We start from the raw sequence: 18,590 nt of genomic DNA, 5'->3' as shown, positions 1-18,590 counted from the left end.
AAAAAGTTATACATTATAGTAAGTTGCATTTGGATGATAAACAACCAAAGCAGAAGTTGACTGCTCTGGATGAATCTGAAATGTCTCACTTAGTTCAATCCCGAACTCTTCGGGCTTTAAAAGGTTAAAGAGCGGACGATTAAGCTCAAGGTCTGGGCAAGCAGCATAACCAAATGAGTATCTTGAGCCTTGATATCTATTCATCTGAACATCACTTAGACTACTTCCTTCTCCATGAGAGATGTTTAAATCTAACCTTATCTGCTTGTGGGCAATTTCAGCAAGCGCTTCTGCAAGCTCAACTCCGAGCCCATGAAACCGATAGTATTCCGTGAACTCCCCTTTTGCATAAATCTCTCTCTCAACCTCACTAAGCTTTGAGCCTGCACTCACACATGTAAACGCTACAATATCATGTCTGTCTCTATGGAAAAAGTCACTTAGTGCACGGTGAGGCTGCTTTGACTGCCTTGGAAATGTAAACTTCTCTACCGCTCTTCCCATAACACTCTTGAGAGATTCATGATTTACCTCATCATCTGAGTTGTAACCCTCGCTCTCATCAAATATAAGCAGAGTATTATCATCGCTTCTGCATGGCCAGTAACCATAGACAATAGTAGGCTCAAAGAGCTTCTCCTCAATAAACTGTGCTTTTAGTCTTTCATACGCCGGCCAAACAACCTCGTCAAGCTGTTTTTCATACGCCTCTTTTGTCATTCCCTTTGAGCTGTACCCCCAGCGGGATTTAAAAAGAAGCTTGTGGTTAATCCACTCAAATGCCATCTCAATCTGCTGCTCGGTAAGTTTTAGTTCACGTCTTCCCCAAAACGGAGGTGTTGGAACTGCAACCTCGCGTGAGGGCATTTTTAGTTCTGAAAATGGAGGAATTATTACCTCCTCTTTGATTTTTACAATCTTTTTATCTTCATCTTTGGGGTGCAGATTGGTATCAAAGTTTTTTGCCTCAATGCGGCTCATGGCAGTTACGCCGTCAAAAGCATCTTTGCAGTAAAAAATCGGACCGTCATAAAAAGGACGGCAAAAATCATCTATAAAGGAGCGAGTAAGTGCGGCACCGCCTAAAAGAATAGGTATTTTTATCCCCTCTTTTTGAAGAGCTTCGAGGTTATCTTTCATTACTTGAGTTGATTTGACCAAAAGTCCGCTCATGCCTATTGCATCTGCATTTGACTCTTTTAGTGTTTTTACAAAATTCTCAAGTTCAACTTTTATACCTAAATTTACTACTTTGTAGCCGTTGTTGGAGAGAATGATATCTACTAGATTTTTACCAACGTCATGCACATCTCCCCTTACTGTTCCAAGGATTAGTGTTGTATCAACTTTTTTGTCAATTTTTGGCAGATATGGGTTTAGGTAATCTACTGTTTTTTTCATAGTCTCCGCACTTTGAAGAACAAACGGCAGCTGCATCTGCCCTGAGCCAAACAGCTCTCCCACTACTTTCATAGCATCTATGAGAATCTCGTTGACTATTTTTTGTGGAGCGATTGTATGGCGTGCTTCTTCAACTAAAGGAATCATCCTCTCTTTGTCTCCGTCCATAAGAAGTTTTGCGATTTTTTCTTCATTGCTCATCGCAAGATAAGCTTCATCTACCGCTTGATTGTCAACTGCCTCTTTCGTGCTAAAGTGCTCAATAAACTCAAAAAGAGCTGCAGAGTTTGGCTTACGGTTAAAGATAAGATTGTCGCATATCTCTTGATCGACTTTAGAGATTTTATTGATAGGGATAATGTGTTGGACGTTTATGATAACGCTTGTAAGTCCTGCTTGTGTGCAGTGATGTAAAAACATAGAGTTGAGGTAGGGGCGGGCATCTTTATCGAGTCCAAAAGAGATGTTTGATAGTCCTAAAATTGCTCCGACTTCAGGATGTCTTTTCCGCAGTTCTCTTATTGCTTCAATAGTGTTGATGCCAGCATCAACATACTCTGCATCCCCGCTTCCAAGAGTAAAGGTAAGCAGGTCAAAAACTAAATCCTCTGGCTTTATGCCATGTTTTTTTGTAGCAAGTTCATAGATACGCTCGGCGACTTCAAGTTTGCGTTCAACTGTTTTTGCCATTCCAATCTCATCTATAGTTAGACAAACTAGTGCGGCTCCAAACTTTTTAGCTAATTGACATACCGCATCAAACTTCTCAATGCCGTCTTCAAGATTAACAGAGTTGATTATAGGTTTCCCCCCGATTAGCTTGAGTGCTGCTTCAAGTGCAGTTGTCTGGGTAGAATCGGGCATAAGGGGAAGTGCTATTTTTTGGGCATAAAGTGACATAACATGGTTCATATCTTTTGTCTCATCACGTCCCGCAAAGCCCACACTTACATCAAGCACATGAGCTCCAACTCTTACTTGTTGTTGAGCAACACTTAGCGTTCCCTCATAATTTTCTGCTAGAAGAAGCTCGCGAAATGCTTTTGAACCTGTTGCGTTACTTCTCTCTCCCACAAGCAAAACAGAAGACTCTTGAGATAAAGAGACTGTATTAAAGAGTGAAGCAAGAGAGTTTTCTTGAAATCCGGATGCCTCTTTTGGAAGAGTGCCGCTGACTCTGTTGACTAAAGCGCGTATGTGTTGGGGGGTAGTTCCGCAGCAGCCACCTAAAAAGCTTACGCCGTCATATTTTAAAAAGTTTTCCTGTTTATCGGCAAACTCATCAGGTCCCATTGGGTAGTATGTATAGCCTCCGCGGTTTTGTGGAAGTCCCGCGTTTGCATGAATGCTTATAGGTTTACTCCAAAGTTCGCTAAGTGTTTTTACATGTTTTTCAACTTGCTCCGGGCCTGTTCCGCAGTTAAAACCAAGACTTAAAATATCAAAAGGCTCTAAAATAGCGGCTATTGTCGAGGCATCTGTTCCTATAAGCATGGTTCCGCTTAGCTCAATAGTAACGGAGACCATGATAGGAATCTCCACTTCCCTTTGCCTGCAAGCTTCTTTGCAGGCATGAAGAGCTGCTTTTATCTGAAGTGGATCTTGACATGTCTCAAGCAAGAAGATATCTACTCCTCCATCAATTAGAGCAAGACAGAATTCAGTATAACCCTCATACATCTTATCATAGGTTATATGCCCAAGTGAGGGGAGTTTTGTTCCCGGTCCGATAGAACCTAAAACAAATCTCGGATGCTCGGGAGTGCTAAATTTCGCGCACTCTTTTTTTACAAGTTCGGCACCTGCTCGTGTTAGTTCATAAGCGCGATTGCCGAGTCCATACTCATCTAAAACCCATGAAAATGAGCCAAAGGTGTTTGTTGTGATGAGGTCTGCTCCGGCGCTAAGGTAAGCGTGAAAAATCTCGCTTAAAACTTCAGGGCAGGTTACATTTAGGAGTTCATTACACCCCTCATTGCCTTGCCAAGCCTCTTTAGGAATCTTCTCATCCCGCTGTTGAAGTTGAGTGCCCATAGCCCCGTCAATAATAAGAGGTCTGTTTTTTATAATTTTTAAGATATACTTTTTTGGTGTCATGAAAAATCTTTTGTTAAAATAAATAATGATTTTATTCTATCAAGTTAGAACATAAAAAAGACTTTCAAAAATAGTTATAATAGTTATAATAATTATAATTATAGATAATTTAAAAAATATTCTGTTATAATATTGGCAATATATTGTCAGGAAGTGAAAAATATGAGTGAAAAAACAACAGGCATAAAGCTGCCAACCCCTTGGAGAATAAAAAGATACTATTTTTTTATTTTAGTTACAGTCGTGATTTTGGTTTTACCGTGGATACAGGTAAATGGAAGTCACTTTTTTTTATTAAGTTTTGATAAGCTAAAGCTTCATCTTGCATTTGTTGAGTTTGATATGCAAGAGTTATATCTTATGCCCTTTTTGCTTATGATGCTTTTCTTGGGAATCTTCGGTATGACTGTTGTGGGTGGGCGTGTGTTTTGTGGATGGATCTGCCCGCAAACAATCTTTAGAGTAATTTATCGTGATTTGATAGAGACAAAACTGCTCGGACTTAGAAAGCGCATAAAAAACAAGCAGCAAGAACCGGATATGAGCATCTTGCAAAACAAGATAAAAAAAGTAATTGCAATTTTAATTTGGGTCGCTCTTTCGTTTCTAGCAAGTGCGAATCTGCTTTGGTTCTTTGTACCGCCTGAAGATTTTTTCGCCTATTTAGCTAATCCTTCTGAACATATGATTCTACTAGGAACACTTGTAGTTTCAGCGCTTTTTCTTATCTATGATATTGTTTTTTTACAAGAAGATTACTGTGTTTACGTCTGCCCATATTCAAGAATTCAGTCTGTTTTATATGATGAGCACACTGTTATGGCTCTATACAATACAAATAGAGGCGGACATATCTATAATGAAGAAAAAGAGAAGGAATTTACAAAGCAAAAAGAGCTTCAAAAAGTTGAACCGCATGCGGAATGTACGGCATGTGAGAGTTGCGTAACTGTTTGTCCTACGCATATTGACATTCGTAAAGGACTTCAGCTTGAGTGCATCAACTGTCTTGAGTGTGTAGATGCATGTACTGTTGTTATGGGAAAACTAGGCAAACCTTCTCTTGTAACCTGGTCTAGTAATTATGAGATTATAGATAAAAAAGGAAAGACAAAATATTTCCGCGTAAAAGTTATCGCCTATGTTATTTTACTTGTCGGGTTAGCAATCGGTATGGTAATAATGGGAAGCAAAAAAGAGCATATGCTCTTAAATATTAACAAAGAAAACAGAATGTACTCCATCTCGGAAACTTCTGATGGAAGAGTGGCGGTTGAAAATGCTTATATCTTTTTAATGCAAAATACGCAAAATGAAAATATGGATTTTTATTTTGATGTTATATTGCCAAAAGATGTAAAAGGGAAGCTCGAAATTGTAAAACCGACAGAACCTTTTGATATTACGCCGGGGGTAAAAAAGAAAAAAATTGTTGTGCTTAGAACCTACGATAAACTTTCAAAAGATGAGAGACATGACACAACAATTCCAATAACAATTCGTGCTTATGCAATAGGACATGAAGATAAAATAGTAGTTTTTAGGGAAGCGACGTTTACCTATCCAAGAGCAGACTTGATTCAAGTAAAATAAAATGTGATATATTTTTGATATAATTTGCTTTTAATTAAGACGTTTTCTAGACTCCTTAGTCGAGGAGTCTGCGCTTAAATTAGGAAGAACTAAATCAAAAAGGAGTTATATGCCATTTTCTGCGCGCAATAGAAAAGGTACCTTAAGCGGTGTTGTTTTTGTAGCAATTTTTGCTGCAGCAGCTACCATGATTTCAGAAATTAATTTTATAAAATCTCTTGGGATTTCACCGCTTGTTATAGGAATAGTTATAGGAATTTTTTATGCAAATACGCTTCACAATAGGACTCCAAAGGAGTGGAGTGGCGGTATAACATTTAGCGCAAAAAAAATTCTACGCTTTGCAATTGTTTTTTATGGATTTCGTATCACGTTTCAACAAATCGGCGAGGTTGGGTTAGAGGGATTTATGGTCTCGCTTATTATGTTAGCTACAACCTTCTTTTTGGGAACATGGGCTGGGCAAAAACTCTTCAAAATGGATAGGGATACATCTATGCTTACTGCATCAGGAGCTTCAGTATGTGGGGCAGCTGCCGTTTTGGCAACGGAGCCTGTTTTAAAAGCCGAGGAGCATAAGGCTGCAATCGCCGTTTCCATGGTTGTTTTATTTGGAACAATCTCGATGTTTTTATATCCGCTTCTTTATAATATGGGAGTTTTTGATATGAGTGCAAAAGAGTTTGGTATATATGTCGGCGGAACAATCCACGAGGTGGCTCAGGTTGTAGCAGTTCCGGCATCTATACCAAATGCAAGCGAAGAGATGGCAAACGCCGCGATTATTGTAAAGATGACGAGGGTTATCATGATAGCGCCGATGCTTATAATCTTGGGAATATATCTCTCATTTAGCTCAAGAAAAAGCGGCACGAGTGCAGGCGGAGTTAAGCTTGTGATTCCATGGTTTGCGGTCTATTTTATTGGTATGGCAGGATTTAATTCTCTTGGAATTGTCCCACAAAATATAGTAGATGTGATAAATGAGATAGATACTTTTTTACTCACAATGGCGATGACAGCACTTGGAATAGGCACTGTTTTTTCGAAATTTAAGGGGCTTGGGTTAGCACCTATTTATACCTCAGGAGTGATGTTTGCGTGGTTGCTTGTGGGCGGATACTTCATTACAAAATGGGTTGTAGCGGTATTTTAGCAAGTTGTAACTTTCAACTAAAAGAGTATATAATAAAAACAAATTAAACTTGAAGGGAGCAGTAAGGATGTCAAATTTACCAAATACATTAAATTCTTACTGGCTCTGGAGAGAGATATCCTCAAAACTCGGCGTCTCAAATCCTGCATATAAGTACTGGATTGAGACAAGAAACTTAAAGCTTAACAATAAATATCTCTTTATACAAAAAAACACCCTTCCTCAAAAACATGAGCATGTAGAGAAAATATTGACTGATTTATCCGGTCATCTGCCTATAAAATACGCCTCAGATAGGCTGCATGTGAACGAACGCATCTTTTCATACGACAAGATGAAACTTCATAAAGAGTTTGAGTATAAATTTGTCGAGGATGTAAAATTTGTAAATATAAAAAAATTTTTTACGGAGTTTGGGATAAGAGTAAGTAAAAATTCTATTATTCAGCTTGGAAAAATAAAGGATTTAGAAATAGGTCCTGATTGCATATTTTATAATTTAAAAAATGATTACGGTGTCGTGGTGTACGAATAATGAATACCTTTTTTCTTGAGTTTCGTGACCCGCTTTTTGGGATAATAATCTTTTTTGTTCTTATTTTTGTCATCACTTTTTTTTCCTACTGGTTTGCAAAACTTAAAAAAAAAGAGGATTATAGACACTTAGACAAATTTTTAAAACAGTTTCACTCTCTTCCGTCTCAAAACGAATTAAAAGTGCTTATAACTAAAGGGGAACTCTCCGAAAAATCTTGGTTGCTATTGGCAAGCTCATATACGAAAAATGGCAACTATGAAAAAAGCATAGAGATATATAGCGAGCTTTTAAAGGTAGCAGACAAAGCCAACTACAGAGACACCCTCTTTTTGCTTGGGAAAACTTACTTTAAAGCTGGTTTTTTAGAGAGGGCAAAACAGATTTTTTTAGAGATACTAAAAAATAATCCACGAACCCCACAAGCACTAAGTTATCTGCTTTTGGTTTATGAGCAGATGAGGAATTACAATGCGGCTCTTGAGGTTTTGGACTCCTTAAGTGAGCTAAAAAAGGATGTAACCCTAGAGAGCGCTTATTTAAATACGCTGTTTATTTTAAATAATGTAGAGATGACCTCTGATGTAAAAGTTTACAAACTCTTGGAGATATATAAAAACAGTAACGCTTTGGCATATCTTATATTTGAATATCTATTTCGAGTAAATCCAAAGGCTGCCTGGGAAAATTTTGATACCTCAAAAGCGGAGTTGCTTGTCGATGTACTGTGGAGATGCGACAAAAAAGATTTGAATTTAGATACAATAATGCAAAATGGCTATTTAAAGGAGCTCTATACCGCAAAAGGGTATATAAAAGAGGCCGTTAAAAGTTCTGTTTTTGAGCTTGACGTGCTTATAAATCTTGATTCTAAAGTAAATGCAACACTTGGATTTGAGTATATCTGTAACAACTGCAAAGTAATCTACCCGTTTGCTTTTAGTCGTTGCAGCAGCTGCCACGCTATAGATTCATCAAGAGCAGAGCTCTCTTTAGTAAAAGATTATCATAAGGATTTTAGTGAAGAAAATAACTCTTTTCAGTGACGGAAGTGCTCTTGGAAATCCCGGTCCAGGAGGATATGGAACAATCTTAAGGTTTGCCGATAAGGAGAGGGAAATCTCTGGCGGTGAAGTGCATACTACAAACAACAGGATGGAGCTTTTAGCTGTTATCGAGGGCTTAAGAGCACTCAGAGAGCCTTGTATGGTTGATATTATCTCAGATTCTTCTTATGTGGTAAAAGGGATAAATGAGTGGCTTGAGAGTTGGATTAAAAGAGACTTTAAGAAAGTAAAAAATCCTGATTTGTGGATAGCGTATATAGAGGTTTCAAAAGGGCATAAGATAAACGCTTTATGGGTAAGAGGGCATAATGGACATGTTGAAAACGAGAGATGCGATATTTTGGCAAAGATAGCGGCGCAAAAGATGAAGGAGAGTATGTAATGAGTAAAAATATAGAAGTTTTAGAGAAAACTTTGGGGTATGAATTTAAAAATGAGAAGCTCATTATCGAAGCGCTGACGCATAAAAGTCATAAGCAGCCCTACGATAATGAGCGACTTGAATTTTTAGGCGACGCTGTTTTGGATTTGATAGTAGGGGAGTATCTATTTTTTAAATTTCCAAAATCAGATGAGGGTAATCTCTCAAAAATAAGAGCAGCCCTCGTAAATGAAGACGGCTTTGAGAAGCTGGCTAGATCTATCAATCTCGGTAAATATATATATCTCTCAAACGCAGAAGAGAACAATGGCGGAAGAGAGAAGGCATCTCTGCTCTCAAATGCTTTTGAAGCAGTAATAGGAGCGATTTATATTGAATCTGGCTTAGATGTTTCTAGAAAAATAGCAATTGATTTGATAGAGAGAAATCACAAAGAGATATCGCTTGATTCTCTTTTTAGAGATTTTAAAACAACTCTTCAGGAGCTTACTCAAGCTAGATTTGGAGAGACTCCTGAGTATAGGGTTATTGCCAGTCGAGGACCTGACCATAAAAAAGAGTTTGAAGTAGCGGTTATTATAGAAAATAAAGAGTATGCAAGAGCGATTGGAAAAAGCAAAAAAATTGCGCAGCAAGAAGCCGCGGAGATGGCAGTAAAACTCTTAAATAAGGAGGAGAAGTGAATAGTTTTGGAGTAAAGTTAAAATTTAGCACTTTTGGGGAGTCTCATGGAGTAGCAATCGGATGCCTGCTTGATGGTGTTCCTGCGGGACTTGAGATTGATGAAGCATTTATTCAAAGTGAGCTTGACCGTAGAAAACCGGGAAAAAGTGAGTTTGAGACTGCAAGAAAAGAGGATGACAAAGTAGAGATACTAAGCGGTGTTTTTGAAGGTAAAAGCACTGGAACACCTATTGCGATGCTAATACACAATACAAATCAGAAGTCAAAAGATTACTCAAATATAAAAGATATTTTTCGCCCTGGACATGCTGATTTTACGTACTTTTATAAGTACGGCATAAGAGACTATAGAGGAGGAGGCAGGAGCTCTGCAAGAGAGACGGCGGCGAGAGTGGCTGCCGGCGCTATTGCAAAGCTGATGCTTAGAGAACTTGATGTTGAGGTGCTAGGGGGCATCTGTGAGGTAGAGGGCATCAAATCAGGGCAGTTTGATTATGAGGCGGCTAAAAAAAGTATTATATTTGCTCTTGACGCAAATAAAGAGCAGGCGCAAAAAGATGCGATACTCAAAGCAAAAAACGAGCATGACTCTGTAGGTGGAGTCTCTAGAATTCTTATAAAAGGTGCTCCAAAAGGTCTGGGACAGCCGCTTTATTACAAACTAGATGCAATACTAGCAGATGCTATGATGGGTATAAATGCCGTTAAGGCTGTTGAGATAGGCGATGGGGTTTTGAGTGCATCACTAAAAGGTTCTCAAAATAATGACGAGATAAGAGCAGCGGGTTTTGTGACAAATCACTCAGGCGGGATTTTAGGTGGAATTAGCAACGGTGAAGATATAGTTATGAATGTATATTTCAAGCCTACTCCATCCATTTTTAAAGAACAAAAAACAGTTACTATTAAAAATGAGGAGGTTGATTTTTCACTAAAAGGACGACATGATCCCTGTGTTGCCATAAGAGGAACAGTTGTTTGTGAAGCCATGGCAGCTTTAGTTGTTGTCGATATGTTACTTTTAAATATGGGTTCGCAGATGGATAAAGTTGTGAAATATTATAAATAGCAGTTTTTAACTGCTATTTATCCTTTGGCTCAATAACGCTTTTAGCAGATTTAATGGCACTTCCTAGTGCTGTTTTTGCAACACCCCAGGCTTGAATCCCCATTCTTTTAGCCTCCTTCGCCGTTTCGGATTTAAGAGCTGTATCTGCTTTTTTAACAGCTGTTTTAGCCAGGGCAGAGAATCTCTCTCTCATAATCTGTGCAGTCTCTTTTGAGATATGAATTAGCTCTTGTAGGTCATAGTGCATCTTTTTATTGAGGTCTAGGAGTATCTTTCTTATAGCTGCATCACTTTCATTTGCCTGTGTTTGAACAACCTGTAAAAATAGAGTGTCTGTTTGGTTCAAATCCTCCATAATTGTGTCGTAATCTTCAATCAAGATATGTTTTGCCTCAAGCGGCATATACGCGAGTCTCTTTTTAAATCTGTCGATTGATTCAAGAAGTCCTGCTCTCATACCTTTTAGGGTAGCTTCTAAAATATCTTCAGATGTGTTAGGAGTAGCTTCGGCTATATTTATGCTTGAGTGCAGGATGGTGGAGAGAATTTTTCTCACTCTTATAGTGTTTAGCGTTCCCTCTTTAATCGTTTGGTAGGTAAGCTCTTTTATAATCTCTTGAATCAACTCTTTTGCTTCACTATCTTTTGATTTTTCCAAAGCAGTGATAATTGCCCCCTCAACTGTTTCACTAAGGAGGTCAAAAAGATCAATAGATTGAAGTTTTACCTGATGAAGTCTTGAGAGAGTTTGCGCATCCTCTTTGTCTATTAAAGACTCTATATCATTAAAAATCGCATATTTTAGCTCTTGAAGCTCATTAGACTTCCTCTGTAAACTTTTTTCAAGAAACTCTTTTTGCAGAAGAAGATCTTCAAGCTCATCTCTTAATTTTTTTGTTCTACTCTCTATGATATCTGTCGTAATATCCTTCATTTCATGAAGGTTTAATTTATTAAGTTCAATATTCTTTAGCTCTTGTAAACCCATTTTAGACTCCTTTTTAAAGTACCATTTTTATATTTTGATGAGCTTTTAGCGCTTCAAAGATGAAATTTCTGTCATCTTCATTATGCACAAGCATATCAAGGTTCATACTTATATATTTCCCGCCTTTAGAGTTTTTTGAGTGCGTGAGTTTGTGTTCTCTCTCATCTATAACGTCTCGTATGGCTTGCTCAAGTGCTTCTTTTTCGCCGGCAATAAGCTTGTAACACCAGCTGCACGGGTAGGTAAGATCTAGTTTCTCTTCTCTATCGTTTAAAATCTCCACTTTTGCCTCCCGATTTTTTCTCTAACTGAATATTGCGTATAACCATGGCTTTGTCTATCGCTTTTACCATGTCATAGATGGTCAAAAGACCGATGCTCACTCCCGTAAGTGCCTCCATCTCAACGCCGGTTTGACCTGTCAGTTTTGCGGTAACAGTGAGTTTAAATCCAGGAAGATTTCCTAGTTCTTCTACATCACAATTAATCCCGCTTAAGTTTAGAGGATGACACATAGGAATAAGTTCACTTGTCTTTTTTACTCCCATGATAGCGGCAATTACTGCAGTTTGTATAACAGGACCCTTTTTTGTTTTTTGAGTTACTATCGCATCATAAGCATCTTGGCTCATCTCTATGATACCACTTGCTACTGCTACTCTTGTTGTTTGATTTTTTTCCGAGACATCAACCATCTTCGGTCTGTCGTTTTCATCCAAATGTGTTAATTTCATACTGTTTCTTTATATTTTATTTCTTATATTATAGCAGAAGAAAAGCAATTATAGAGGGGCATAAAAGTAAAACAGAGCATCTTAAATAAGCCCCAGCGCCTCTTGATATTCGTGTGGGTGGTTAAGATTTAAAAACGGTTTTTCATCTTCAAACTCTACATAAATAGTATTTGAAGAGTTAAGTAAATAGCCCAGTTTATGGTTATTTGTTTTAAACATTAGGGAGAGTTTTTTTTCTATAGAGCGGTGGTAAATACCGCACATGGGCTGTATGCCGCTTGCGGTTTTTGCTATAGATGCATCCGTGTTTGGAGTATCTGCTTGGATGATTTTTTCTATCTCGGTTTTTGTAATGAATGGAGAATCAACGCTGATTATAAAAAAACGCTCCCCCACAAGTTTCTCAAATAGAGCGACAAATCCTGCTGTAGGAGCATATATTGTGTCAGGTTCTTCAATAAAATCGGCTTCAAAGTTAAATTTATTTTTATCTTTGCAGGAGAGATATACGGTTTTAAAGATTTTTTTTAGTCGAAAGAGTTGAAATTGCGCAAGAGTGTCAAACCCTGCAAAGGGGAGAAGAGATTTATCCTCCCCCATACGTGTGCTTTTACCGCCGGCAAAGATGATGCAAGGTATATCGAGCATTTAGTTTTTGATCAACTCTGCTTCGATGCGTCTGTTTTGTGCACGACCTTCGCTCGTTTTGTTCGTAGCAATAGGCTCTGTCTCGCCTTTTGCAGTTGTTGAGACCTTATCTGCTGGTACTCCATATTTTACAATCATATCTTTAACCGCATTTGCACGTCTATCTGAGAGCTTAAGGTTATATGCATCAGACCCGACAGCATCAGTGTGCCCAATAATGTTAGCTTTGTACACAGGAGTACATTTTAAGAACTCCGAAAACTCATTTACACGTGGTTTTGATTCCTCTTTTATCTCCGAAGAGTCAAATTTGAAATTAATATGTAGGTTTATTTTTGGAGGACAAACTACAGCTGCAGCTTCTACAACTTGAGTCAATGCTACTATTTTACATCCCACGGCATCAACGCTTGTTCCCGCAGGAGTGTTTGGACATTCATCAACTGAGTTCAAAACGCCATCATTGTCATCATCTCCGTCTATCTTACATCCCACAGCATTAACTTTTGTCCCAGCAGGAGTGTTTGGACATTCATCAACTGAGTTTAAAACACCGTCATTGTCATCATCGCCATCAATTGGAGCCGGCGGTACTTCTTGAGCTTTAGGTCCAAAAGCGAAGTTTATACCAGCTAAGAGCGCTAAGTTGCTGTCAGCTCTTTTGTTCATATATACAGCTTCTAGTTTAAGTGCAATATTTTCTGTTATTGCGGCTTTGACACCGGCACCGGCGTTAAAGAAGACGCTGTCTTTGTTGTCTGCTAAGTGAACATTAAGAGTTTCATAGCCGACACCAATTTTAACAAGCGGCGTAATAGCACCGATTGCGTCAAAATCATGTACGCCGTTTATAGCAAAACGCCAAATATCAGTACTTGGATTTGCTGGAACTAGCTCCTCATAATCAGTGTTAGTGAAAAGCACACTAAGTTCAGGTTTTAAAAGGGTGTCAGTATTAAGCTGAAACTCTGCGCCGGTTAAAAACTGATCTTTAAGATTAAGATTACCCTCTGCTCGGTTATAACCGATAATAGGCGTAATTTCATATTTATACTCTTTTGCCATCGCAATTGAGCCAAGCATAAGAGCCGGGATTAGTAGTAGTTTTTTCATCTGTTTCCTTTTGACGCATTAATTTAATATCTTATCCGCAAGCATCTTAAAGTATGTTAGTAATAGATATTAATATTAATTTTTAATTTATCTAGGATCTGTTATATAGCCAGTGATTGCAGAGATGGCAGCAACTGCTGAGTTTGCCAAATATACTTTTGAACTTCTGCTTCCCATGCGTCCGACAAAGTTACGGTTTGTGGTTGAAACTGCTACCTCATTGTCGCCAAGTATCCCCATATATCCGCCAAGACAAGCTCCACAAGTTGGGTTGCTTACAACGCCGCCGGCATCAATAATAATATCCATATATCCGAGTCTATAAGCCTCTTTTAAGATTTTTTGAGTTCCCGGAGTTACAATTAAGCGAACATCAGGATGAACTTTTTTGCCTTTTAGAATTTCTGCAGCAATCTTTAAATCGCCCAATCTTCCATTTGTACAGCTCCCGATAAAAGCTTGATCTATTTTGATTTTGTCTTTTACAGCTTGAGTTATAGAGTGTCCGTTTGAAGGTAGAAATGGATAAGCAATTACAGGCTCAAGGTTTGCTACATCAATTTCTAAAATTTGGCAGTAAGAGGCATCAGCGTCTGAGTGGTGGATTTTAGGTTCACGAGCTAAGGTTTTATCACTTAAAAACTCTTTTGTTATATCATCATAAGCTACAATTCCGCTTTTTGCTCCCGCTTCTATTGCCATGTTACACATTGAGAATCTATCATCCATATTTAAATGCTCTATCGTGCTTCCTGTAAACTCTAAAGTTTTATATAGAGCTCCATCAACGCCAATCATGCGGATAATCTCTAAAATAATATCCTTTCCAGTTGTGTATTTACCGGGCTTTCCGCTTAAAACCACTTTTATAGATTCAGGAACTTTAAACCAGTTTCCGCCCGTAATCATGGCAAATGCCAAGTCAGTTGAGCCCATACCGGTTGAAAAAGCCCCAAGTGCACCGTGAGTACATGTGTGACTATCTGCACCGATGATGACATCCCCGGGAACTATAAGACCTTTTTCAGGTAGAAGTGCGTGCTCTATTCCCATATCTTTTTCATCAAAAAAGTTTTTTAGGTTATGTTTTTTTGCAAAGTCGCGACTGATTCTTGCTTGATTTGCACTTGCTATATCTTTTGCAGGGATAAAGTGGTCAAGAACGATAGAAAAACCATCAGGGTTTGCAAGCTTTGTAGCGCCGCTTAGATTAAAAGCACTGATTGAGATAGGCGTTGTTATATCGTTTCCGATAACCATATCTATGTTAGAACGGACTATTTCACCCGCAAAAACTTTTTTTCCGACATGCTCAGAGAATATTTTTTCGGTTATAGTTTGAGCCATAATAAGCCTTTATAAATGTAATTTAAGTTTGCGATTATACCCATTTTTGTTTTGTATATAATTTAACCCAAAAAATGCTATATTGAGAAAAAAGTAGTAAAGCATGCAAAACAGCTATAAAAGAGTAGATGCGCATCTCTCAAGTCTAGGATACTGCACAAGAAGCGAGGCAAAAAAGTTTTTGAGTAAAAACTTAGTATGCATAGATGGGGTTAGAGTTTTTGATGTTAGGCAAAAAGCTTATCATAACAATATTACGGTTGAGGGCGAGAGACTTGATGAGGAGCGTTTAGTTATTTTAATGAACAAGCCAAGCGGTGTAATCTGTTCACACGATGATGCCGGAGTGCTTATATACTCTCTTTTGCCGTTAAGATTTCAAAGAAGAAACCCTAAAATCTCAACAATAGGTAGGCTAGATGCAGATACCACGGGAGCGATTTTGTTAACGGATGATGGAGAGTTAAATCACAAGCTGACAAGTCCCAAAAGTGATGTTTTAAAAGTGTATGAGGCTACTCTTGCCGAGCCTTTAAGGGGGGATGAAGCAGAGATTTTTGCAAGTGGAACCCTTATGCTAAATGGCGAAAAAAAGCCGCTTTTGAGCGCTAAGATGGAGATAATAAATCCAACTCTTGTAAGATTAGAGATTTGCGAGGGAAGATATCATCAGGTAAAGAGAATGTTTGGTGCAGTCAAAAACAGGGTAGTCGCACTTCATAGAGTGCGTTTTGGAGAGTATAGCGTTGATGCTTTAGAGCCATCGGAGTATAGAGTTATTAATCTTTAGTGACATCCAAATCATAAATCTCATACTTTAGAGCTTTTTTCATATATTCCGTTGAACAGAAAAACAGTGTGGCAAAAATAGGGTTGATTGTCGCAGAATCATCTTCAACGGTTTCAAATATTTTAAAGCTAAACCCCGTAAGATCTTCAGAATTTTTAACTGTTATTTTAAACTCAATCGGTGCCAAAGTTTTTACCATATTTAAAATCTTTTTTTTCTTTTTTTGGCTATCGCTTTGGAGTATGTTAAAATTTAAATCTTCTGAGCTTTTGTGAGAGCGGATAATCTCTTCTAAAATATCAAATTTGTCTTTAAAAATTATTTTATTCCATCTGATATTTAGCTCTTTTGAGTCCACTTTGCAAGCGCTGTTTATTAAAGCGTTAGGTTTTTTCTCTTTGATGGCTTCAATTAACCCCAAAATAAAATTTGCTCCACCTACCATCTCGGCGTACTTTTGCATCAAAAGATGCAGAAATGTTTTCGTATCTTCATTATGTTTGTTAAAATTACACATTGGTTTTCCTGATTTGTTGATTGTTATGTATAATTATAGCTTAAATATTGGATAGATACAGTTTCATTTAAGCTTAATTAAATAACAAAACTAATACCATAGCAAAATCAAATAGGACAAAAAGAGTCTTAATTAAAAGAATTACTAAACAAGGTTAAACATGCAAGTTTATTTAGACAACAATGCTACGACAATGGTAGATCCGTTAGTTGTAGAAGAGATGCAGCCGTTTTTTAGCGAAATTTATGGTAATCCAAACTCACTTCATAAATTTGGTACCGCTTCACATCCTGCGCTTAAAAAAGCGATGGATAGAATCTATAAGGCACTTAATGCGAGTGACAATGACGATATAGTTTTTACGTCATGTGCTACCGAATCTAACAACTGGGTTTTAAAATCGATTTTTAACGACCATATAGTAAACGGCGATAAAAATCATATTATAACCACGGAAGTTGAACATCCATCAGTCTATGCTGCATGTAAAGCTCTTGAAGAGCAGGGCGCTAAAGTAACGTACCTTCCCGTAAACAATCAAGGTATCGTGGAGGCTCATATCGTAAAGAGTTTTATAACTGAAAAAACTGCACTAGTATCTATCATGTGGGCATCAAATGAGACAGGTATGATTTTTCCTATTAAAGAGATTGGCGAAATCTGTAAAGAGAAGGGCGTACTATTTCATACCGACGGTGTTCAGGCGATTGGCAAGATTCCCGTTGACCTTCAAGATACACATGTAGATTTTGTCTCTATGAGTGCACACAAGTTTCATGGACCAAAAGGAGTGGGCGCACTATATATAAGAAACTCTCAACCGCTCTCTCCTCTTTTGCATGGTGGTGAGCATATGGGCGGCAGACGCTCAGGCACTTTAAATGTTCCCTATATTGTGGCTATGGGCAAGGCTATCGAGCTAGCAACTACAGATATACAAGAGAAGATATCTTCCATAAAAGCAAAAAGAGATCGCTTAGAAGATGCGCTTTTAGAGTTAAGCGACACATTTGTAGTAGGAGATCGTGAAAATAGAACGCCAAACACCATCTTGATTTCTATAAAAGGGGTTGAGGGAGAAGGGATGCTTTGGGATTTAAATAATGGTCAAATCGGCGCATCAACAGGTTCTGCCTGTGCCAGTGCAGATCTGCAGGCAAATACAGTAATGCTGGCTATCGGAGCAGATAGTGAGCTCGCTCATACAGGTATCCGATTAAGTCTGAGTAGATTTACTACCGATGAAGAGATTGACTACACGATAGAACATTTTATAAAAGCAGTTACGAGATTAAGAGCAATTTCAAGTTCTTTTGCAAAAGTAAAACCTACTCCAGGGGGAGAATCAAAAGAGTGCGAGCTACATTTTCATTAATTGCCAAGCTTCAGTGCCACAGCAGTTAGCGAAGCAAAAGGGGGGAGTTCCTTTTGCGGACAAACTAGAGAAAAGGTTCCCCTTGAGGGTATGAAATAAATTAAAGGAAAAAAATTATGGCAAAAAATGATCTACTAGGCGCCTCTTTATGGGATGCTTACTCAAACAAAGTAACAACTTTGATGAACAATCCAAAGCATCAGGGCGAGATTAACCAAGAGGAAGCAGAAGCTCATGGAAACAGGCTTATAGTTGCTGATTTTGGAGCTGAGAGCTGTGGAGATGCGGTGCGCCTTTACTGGGAAGTTGACCCTAAAACAGACACTATCGTAAACTCAAAGTTTAAAAGTTTTGGATGTGGAACTGCAATTGCAAGTTCAGACATCATGACTGAATTATGTATTGGTAAAACCGTTCAAGAGGCTGTAAAGATAACAAATATAGATGTTGAGTTTGCACTTCGTGACAACCCAGAAACTCCTGCCGTTCCGCCTCAAAAAATGCACTGTTCCGTTATGGCTTATGATGTTATCAAAAAAGCGGCAGCGCTTTACCTTGGGGTTGATACTGAGAGTTTTGAGGAAGAGATAATCGTTTGTGAATGTGCTCGTGTTAGCTTAAAAACTCTCCAAGAGGTTATTAAACTAAACGATTTGACAACAATTGAGCAGATTACCGATTATACAAAAGCAGGCGGTTTTTGTAAAAGCTGTATAAAACCGGGCGGACATGAAAAAAGGGAGTATTATTTAGTGGATATTTTAAGAGATACACGTCGTGAGATGGATGAAGAGAAGATGAGAGTTGCTGCTGATGCAGGTTCAAAAGGAAGCTTTGAGACGATGACATTGGTTCAGCAGATTAAAGCTATTGATGCTGAAATAGATGAGAGTGTTCGTCAATTTTTAATCATGGACGGCGGCGATATGGAAGTTATTGACGTAAAGCCGAGCGATGATTATATTGATGTTTATATCAGATACTTAGGGGCATGTAATGGATGTGCAAGTTCTGCAACAGGAACTCTTTATGCAATAGAGTCAACCCTTAAAGAGAAATTATCTAAAAAGATTAGAGTTTTACCAATTTAATTC

18 protein-coding genes are annotated in these 18,590 nt (G+C 38.2%); 10 read left to right on the top strand and 8 right to left on the bottom strand.

All coding sequences use genetic code 11. The features are described 5' to 3' along the window. Nucleotides 1–6: 6 nt before the first annotated feature. The gene (metH, locus tag M0Q17_RS00720) at nucleotides 7–3,498 is read right to left on the bottom strand and encodes a methionine synthase (RefSeq protein WP_295082241.1); all 3,492 of its coding nucleotides are present in this window, start codon (nucleotides 3,496–3,498) and stop codon (nucleotides 7–9) included. A gap of 162 nt (nucleotides 3,499–3,660) precedes the next feature. Between metH and ccoG the strand changes: the two genes are divergently transcribed. The 7 genes from ccoG to aroC all read left to right on the top strand — a co-directional run bounded on the left by ccoG (nucleotide 3,661) and on the right by aroC (nucleotide 9,984). Continuing rightward, a complete protein-coding gene (gene ccoG / locus M0Q17_RS00715) occupies nucleotides 3,661–5,091 on the top strand; it encodes a cytochrome c oxidase accessory protein CcoG (protein ID WP_295082240.1) in 1,431 nt (476 codons plus the stop codon). A gap of 109 nt (nucleotides 5,092–5,200) precedes the next feature. Beyond that, nucleotides 5,201–6,247 (top strand): YeiH family protein, encoded by a 1,047-nt coding sequence (locus M0Q17_RS00710; RefSeq protein WP_295082238.1) that lies wholly within the window; start codon nucleotides 5,201–5,203, stop codon nucleotides 6,245–6,247. 67 nt (nucleotides 6,248–6,314) lie between these two features. Then, nucleotides 6,315–6,782 carry a hypothetical protein gene (locus M0Q17_RS00705; RefSeq protein ID WP_295082236.1) on the top strand — a complete coding sequence of 156 codons (468 nt, stop codon included), beginning with the start codon at nucleotides 6,315–6,317 and terminating at the stop codon, nucleotides 6,780–6,782. After that, complete coding sequence (locus M0Q17_RS00700; protein ID WP_295082235.1) at nucleotides 6,782–7,828, top strand: tetratricopeptide repeat protein; 1,047 nt, start codon at nucleotides 6,782–6,784, stop codon at nucleotides 7,826–7,828. Before M0Q17_RS00705 ends, M0Q17_RS00700 begins: the two co-directional genes overlap by 1 nt. Further along, nucleotides 7,803–8,231 (top strand): ribonuclease HI, encoded by a 429-nt coding sequence (gene rnhA / locus M0Q17_RS00695; protein ID WP_295082233.1) that lies wholly within the window; start codon nucleotides 7,803–7,805, stop codon nucleotides 8,229–8,231. Before M0Q17_RS00700 ends, rnhA begins: the two co-directional genes overlap by 26 nt. Next, a complete protein-coding gene (gene rnc, locus M0Q17_RS00690) occupies nucleotides 8,231–8,914 on the top strand; it encodes a ribonuclease III (RefSeq protein WP_295082231.1) in 684 nt (227 codons plus the stop codon). Before rnhA ends, rnc begins: the two co-directional genes overlap by 1 nt. After that, the gene (gene aroC, locus M0Q17_RS00685; protein ID WP_295082228.1) at nucleotides 8,911–9,984 is read left to right on the top strand and encodes a chorismate synthase; all 1,074 of its coding nucleotides are present in this window, start codon (nucleotides 8,911–8,913) and stop codon (nucleotides 9,982–9,984) included. The genes rnc and aroC overlap by 4 nt, the downstream gene beginning before the upstream one ends. A gap of 13 nt (nucleotides 9,985–9,997) precedes the next feature. Here the strand turns inward: aroC and M0Q17_RS00680 are convergent, their stop codons facing one another. The 6 genes from M0Q17_RS00680 to M0Q17_RS00655 all read right to left on the bottom strand — a co-directional run bounded on the left by M0Q17_RS00680 (nucleotide 9,998) and on the right by M0Q17_RS00655 (nucleotide 14,814). Continuing rightward, the gene (locus M0Q17_RS00680) at nucleotides 9,998–10,972 is read right to left on the bottom strand and encodes a DUF6781 family protein (protein ID WP_295082225.1); all 975 of its coding nucleotides are present in this window, start codon (nucleotides 10,970–10,972) and stop codon (nucleotides 9,998–10,000) included. 13 nt (nucleotides 10,973–10,985) lie between these two features. Next, a complete protein-coding gene (locus M0Q17_RS00675; protein ID WP_295082222.1) occupies nucleotides 10,986–11,255 on the bottom strand; it encodes a DUF493 domain-containing protein in 270 nt (89 codons plus the stop codon). Beyond that, complete coding sequence (moaC, locus tag M0Q17_RS00670; protein ID WP_295082219.1) at nucleotides 11,236–11,706, bottom strand: cyclic pyranopterin monophosphate synthase MoaC; 471 nt, start codon at nucleotides 11,704–11,706, stop codon at nucleotides 11,236–11,238. Before moaC ends, M0Q17_RS00675 begins: the two co-directional genes overlap by 20 nt. 81 nt (nucleotides 11,707–11,787) lie before the next feature. After that, nucleotides 11,788–12,354 carry a molybdenum cofactor guanylyltransferase MobA gene (gene mobA / locus M0Q17_RS00665; RefSeq protein ID WP_295082216.1) on the bottom strand — a complete coding sequence of 189 codons (567 nt, stop codon included), beginning with the start codon at nucleotides 12,352–12,354 and terminating at the stop codon, nucleotides 11,788–11,790. Beyond that, on the bottom strand, nucleotides 12,355–13,467 hold the full coding sequence (locus M0Q17_RS00660) for an OmpA family protein (protein WP_295082213.1): 1,113 nt from the start codon (nucleotides 13,465–13,467) through the stop codon (nucleotides 12,355–12,357). A gap of 87 nt (nucleotides 13,468–13,554) precedes the next feature. After that, entirely contained in the window at nucleotides 13,555–14,814 is a 1,260-nt protein-coding gene (locus tag M0Q17_RS00655) for a 3-isopropylmalate dehydratase large subunit (RefSeq protein WP_295082211.1), read from the bottom strand. A gap of 103 nt (nucleotides 14,815–14,917) precedes the next feature. Here M0Q17_RS00655 and M0Q17_RS00650 point away from each other — a divergent pair, with 103 nt between their 5' ends. Then, complete coding sequence (locus M0Q17_RS00650) at nucleotides 14,918–15,604, top strand: pseudouridine synthase (protein WP_295082208.1); 687 nt, start codon at nucleotides 14,918–14,920, stop codon at nucleotides 15,602–15,604. On the opposite strand, the gene M0Q17_RS00645 is transcribed toward M0Q17_RS00650, so the two are convergent. Next, nucleotides 15,594–16,121, bottom strand: coding sequence for a hypothetical protein (locus M0Q17_RS00645; RefSeq protein WP_295082205.1), 528 nt, complete (start codon nucleotides 16,119–16,121; stop codon nucleotides 15,594–15,596). The two genes, M0Q17_RS00650 and M0Q17_RS00645, sit on opposite strands and share 11 nt — an antisense overlap. A 160-nt stretch (nucleotides 16,122–16,281) precedes the next feature. Here M0Q17_RS00645 and M0Q17_RS00640 point away from each other — a divergent pair, with 160 nt between their 5' ends. Both M0Q17_RS00640 and M0Q17_RS00635 read left to right on the top strand, forming a co-directional pair. Beyond that, on the top strand, nucleotides 16,282–17,496 hold the full coding sequence (locus M0Q17_RS00640; protein ID WP_295082201.1) for a NifS family cysteine desulfurase: 1,215 nt from the start codon (nucleotides 16,282–16,284) through the stop codon (nucleotides 17,494–17,496). A gap of 116 nt (nucleotides 17,497–17,612) precedes the next feature. Continuing rightward, nucleotides 17,613–18,587 (top strand): iron-sulfur cluster assembly scaffold protein, encoded by a 975-nt coding sequence (locus M0Q17_RS00635; protein WP_295082198.1) that lies wholly within the window; start codon nucleotides 17,613–17,615, stop codon nucleotides 18,585–18,587. The last annotated feature ends 3 nt before the right edge of the window (nucleotides 18,588–18,590 follow it).

Origin of the sequence: Sulfurimonas sp. (genome assembly GCF_023229105.1) — a bacterium.
Taxonomy (GTDB): domain Bacteria; phylum Campylobacterota; class Campylobacteria; order Campylobacterales; family Sulfurimonadaceae; genus Sulfurimonas.
This window is presented reverse-complemented; position numbering and strand designations above follow the sequence as displayed.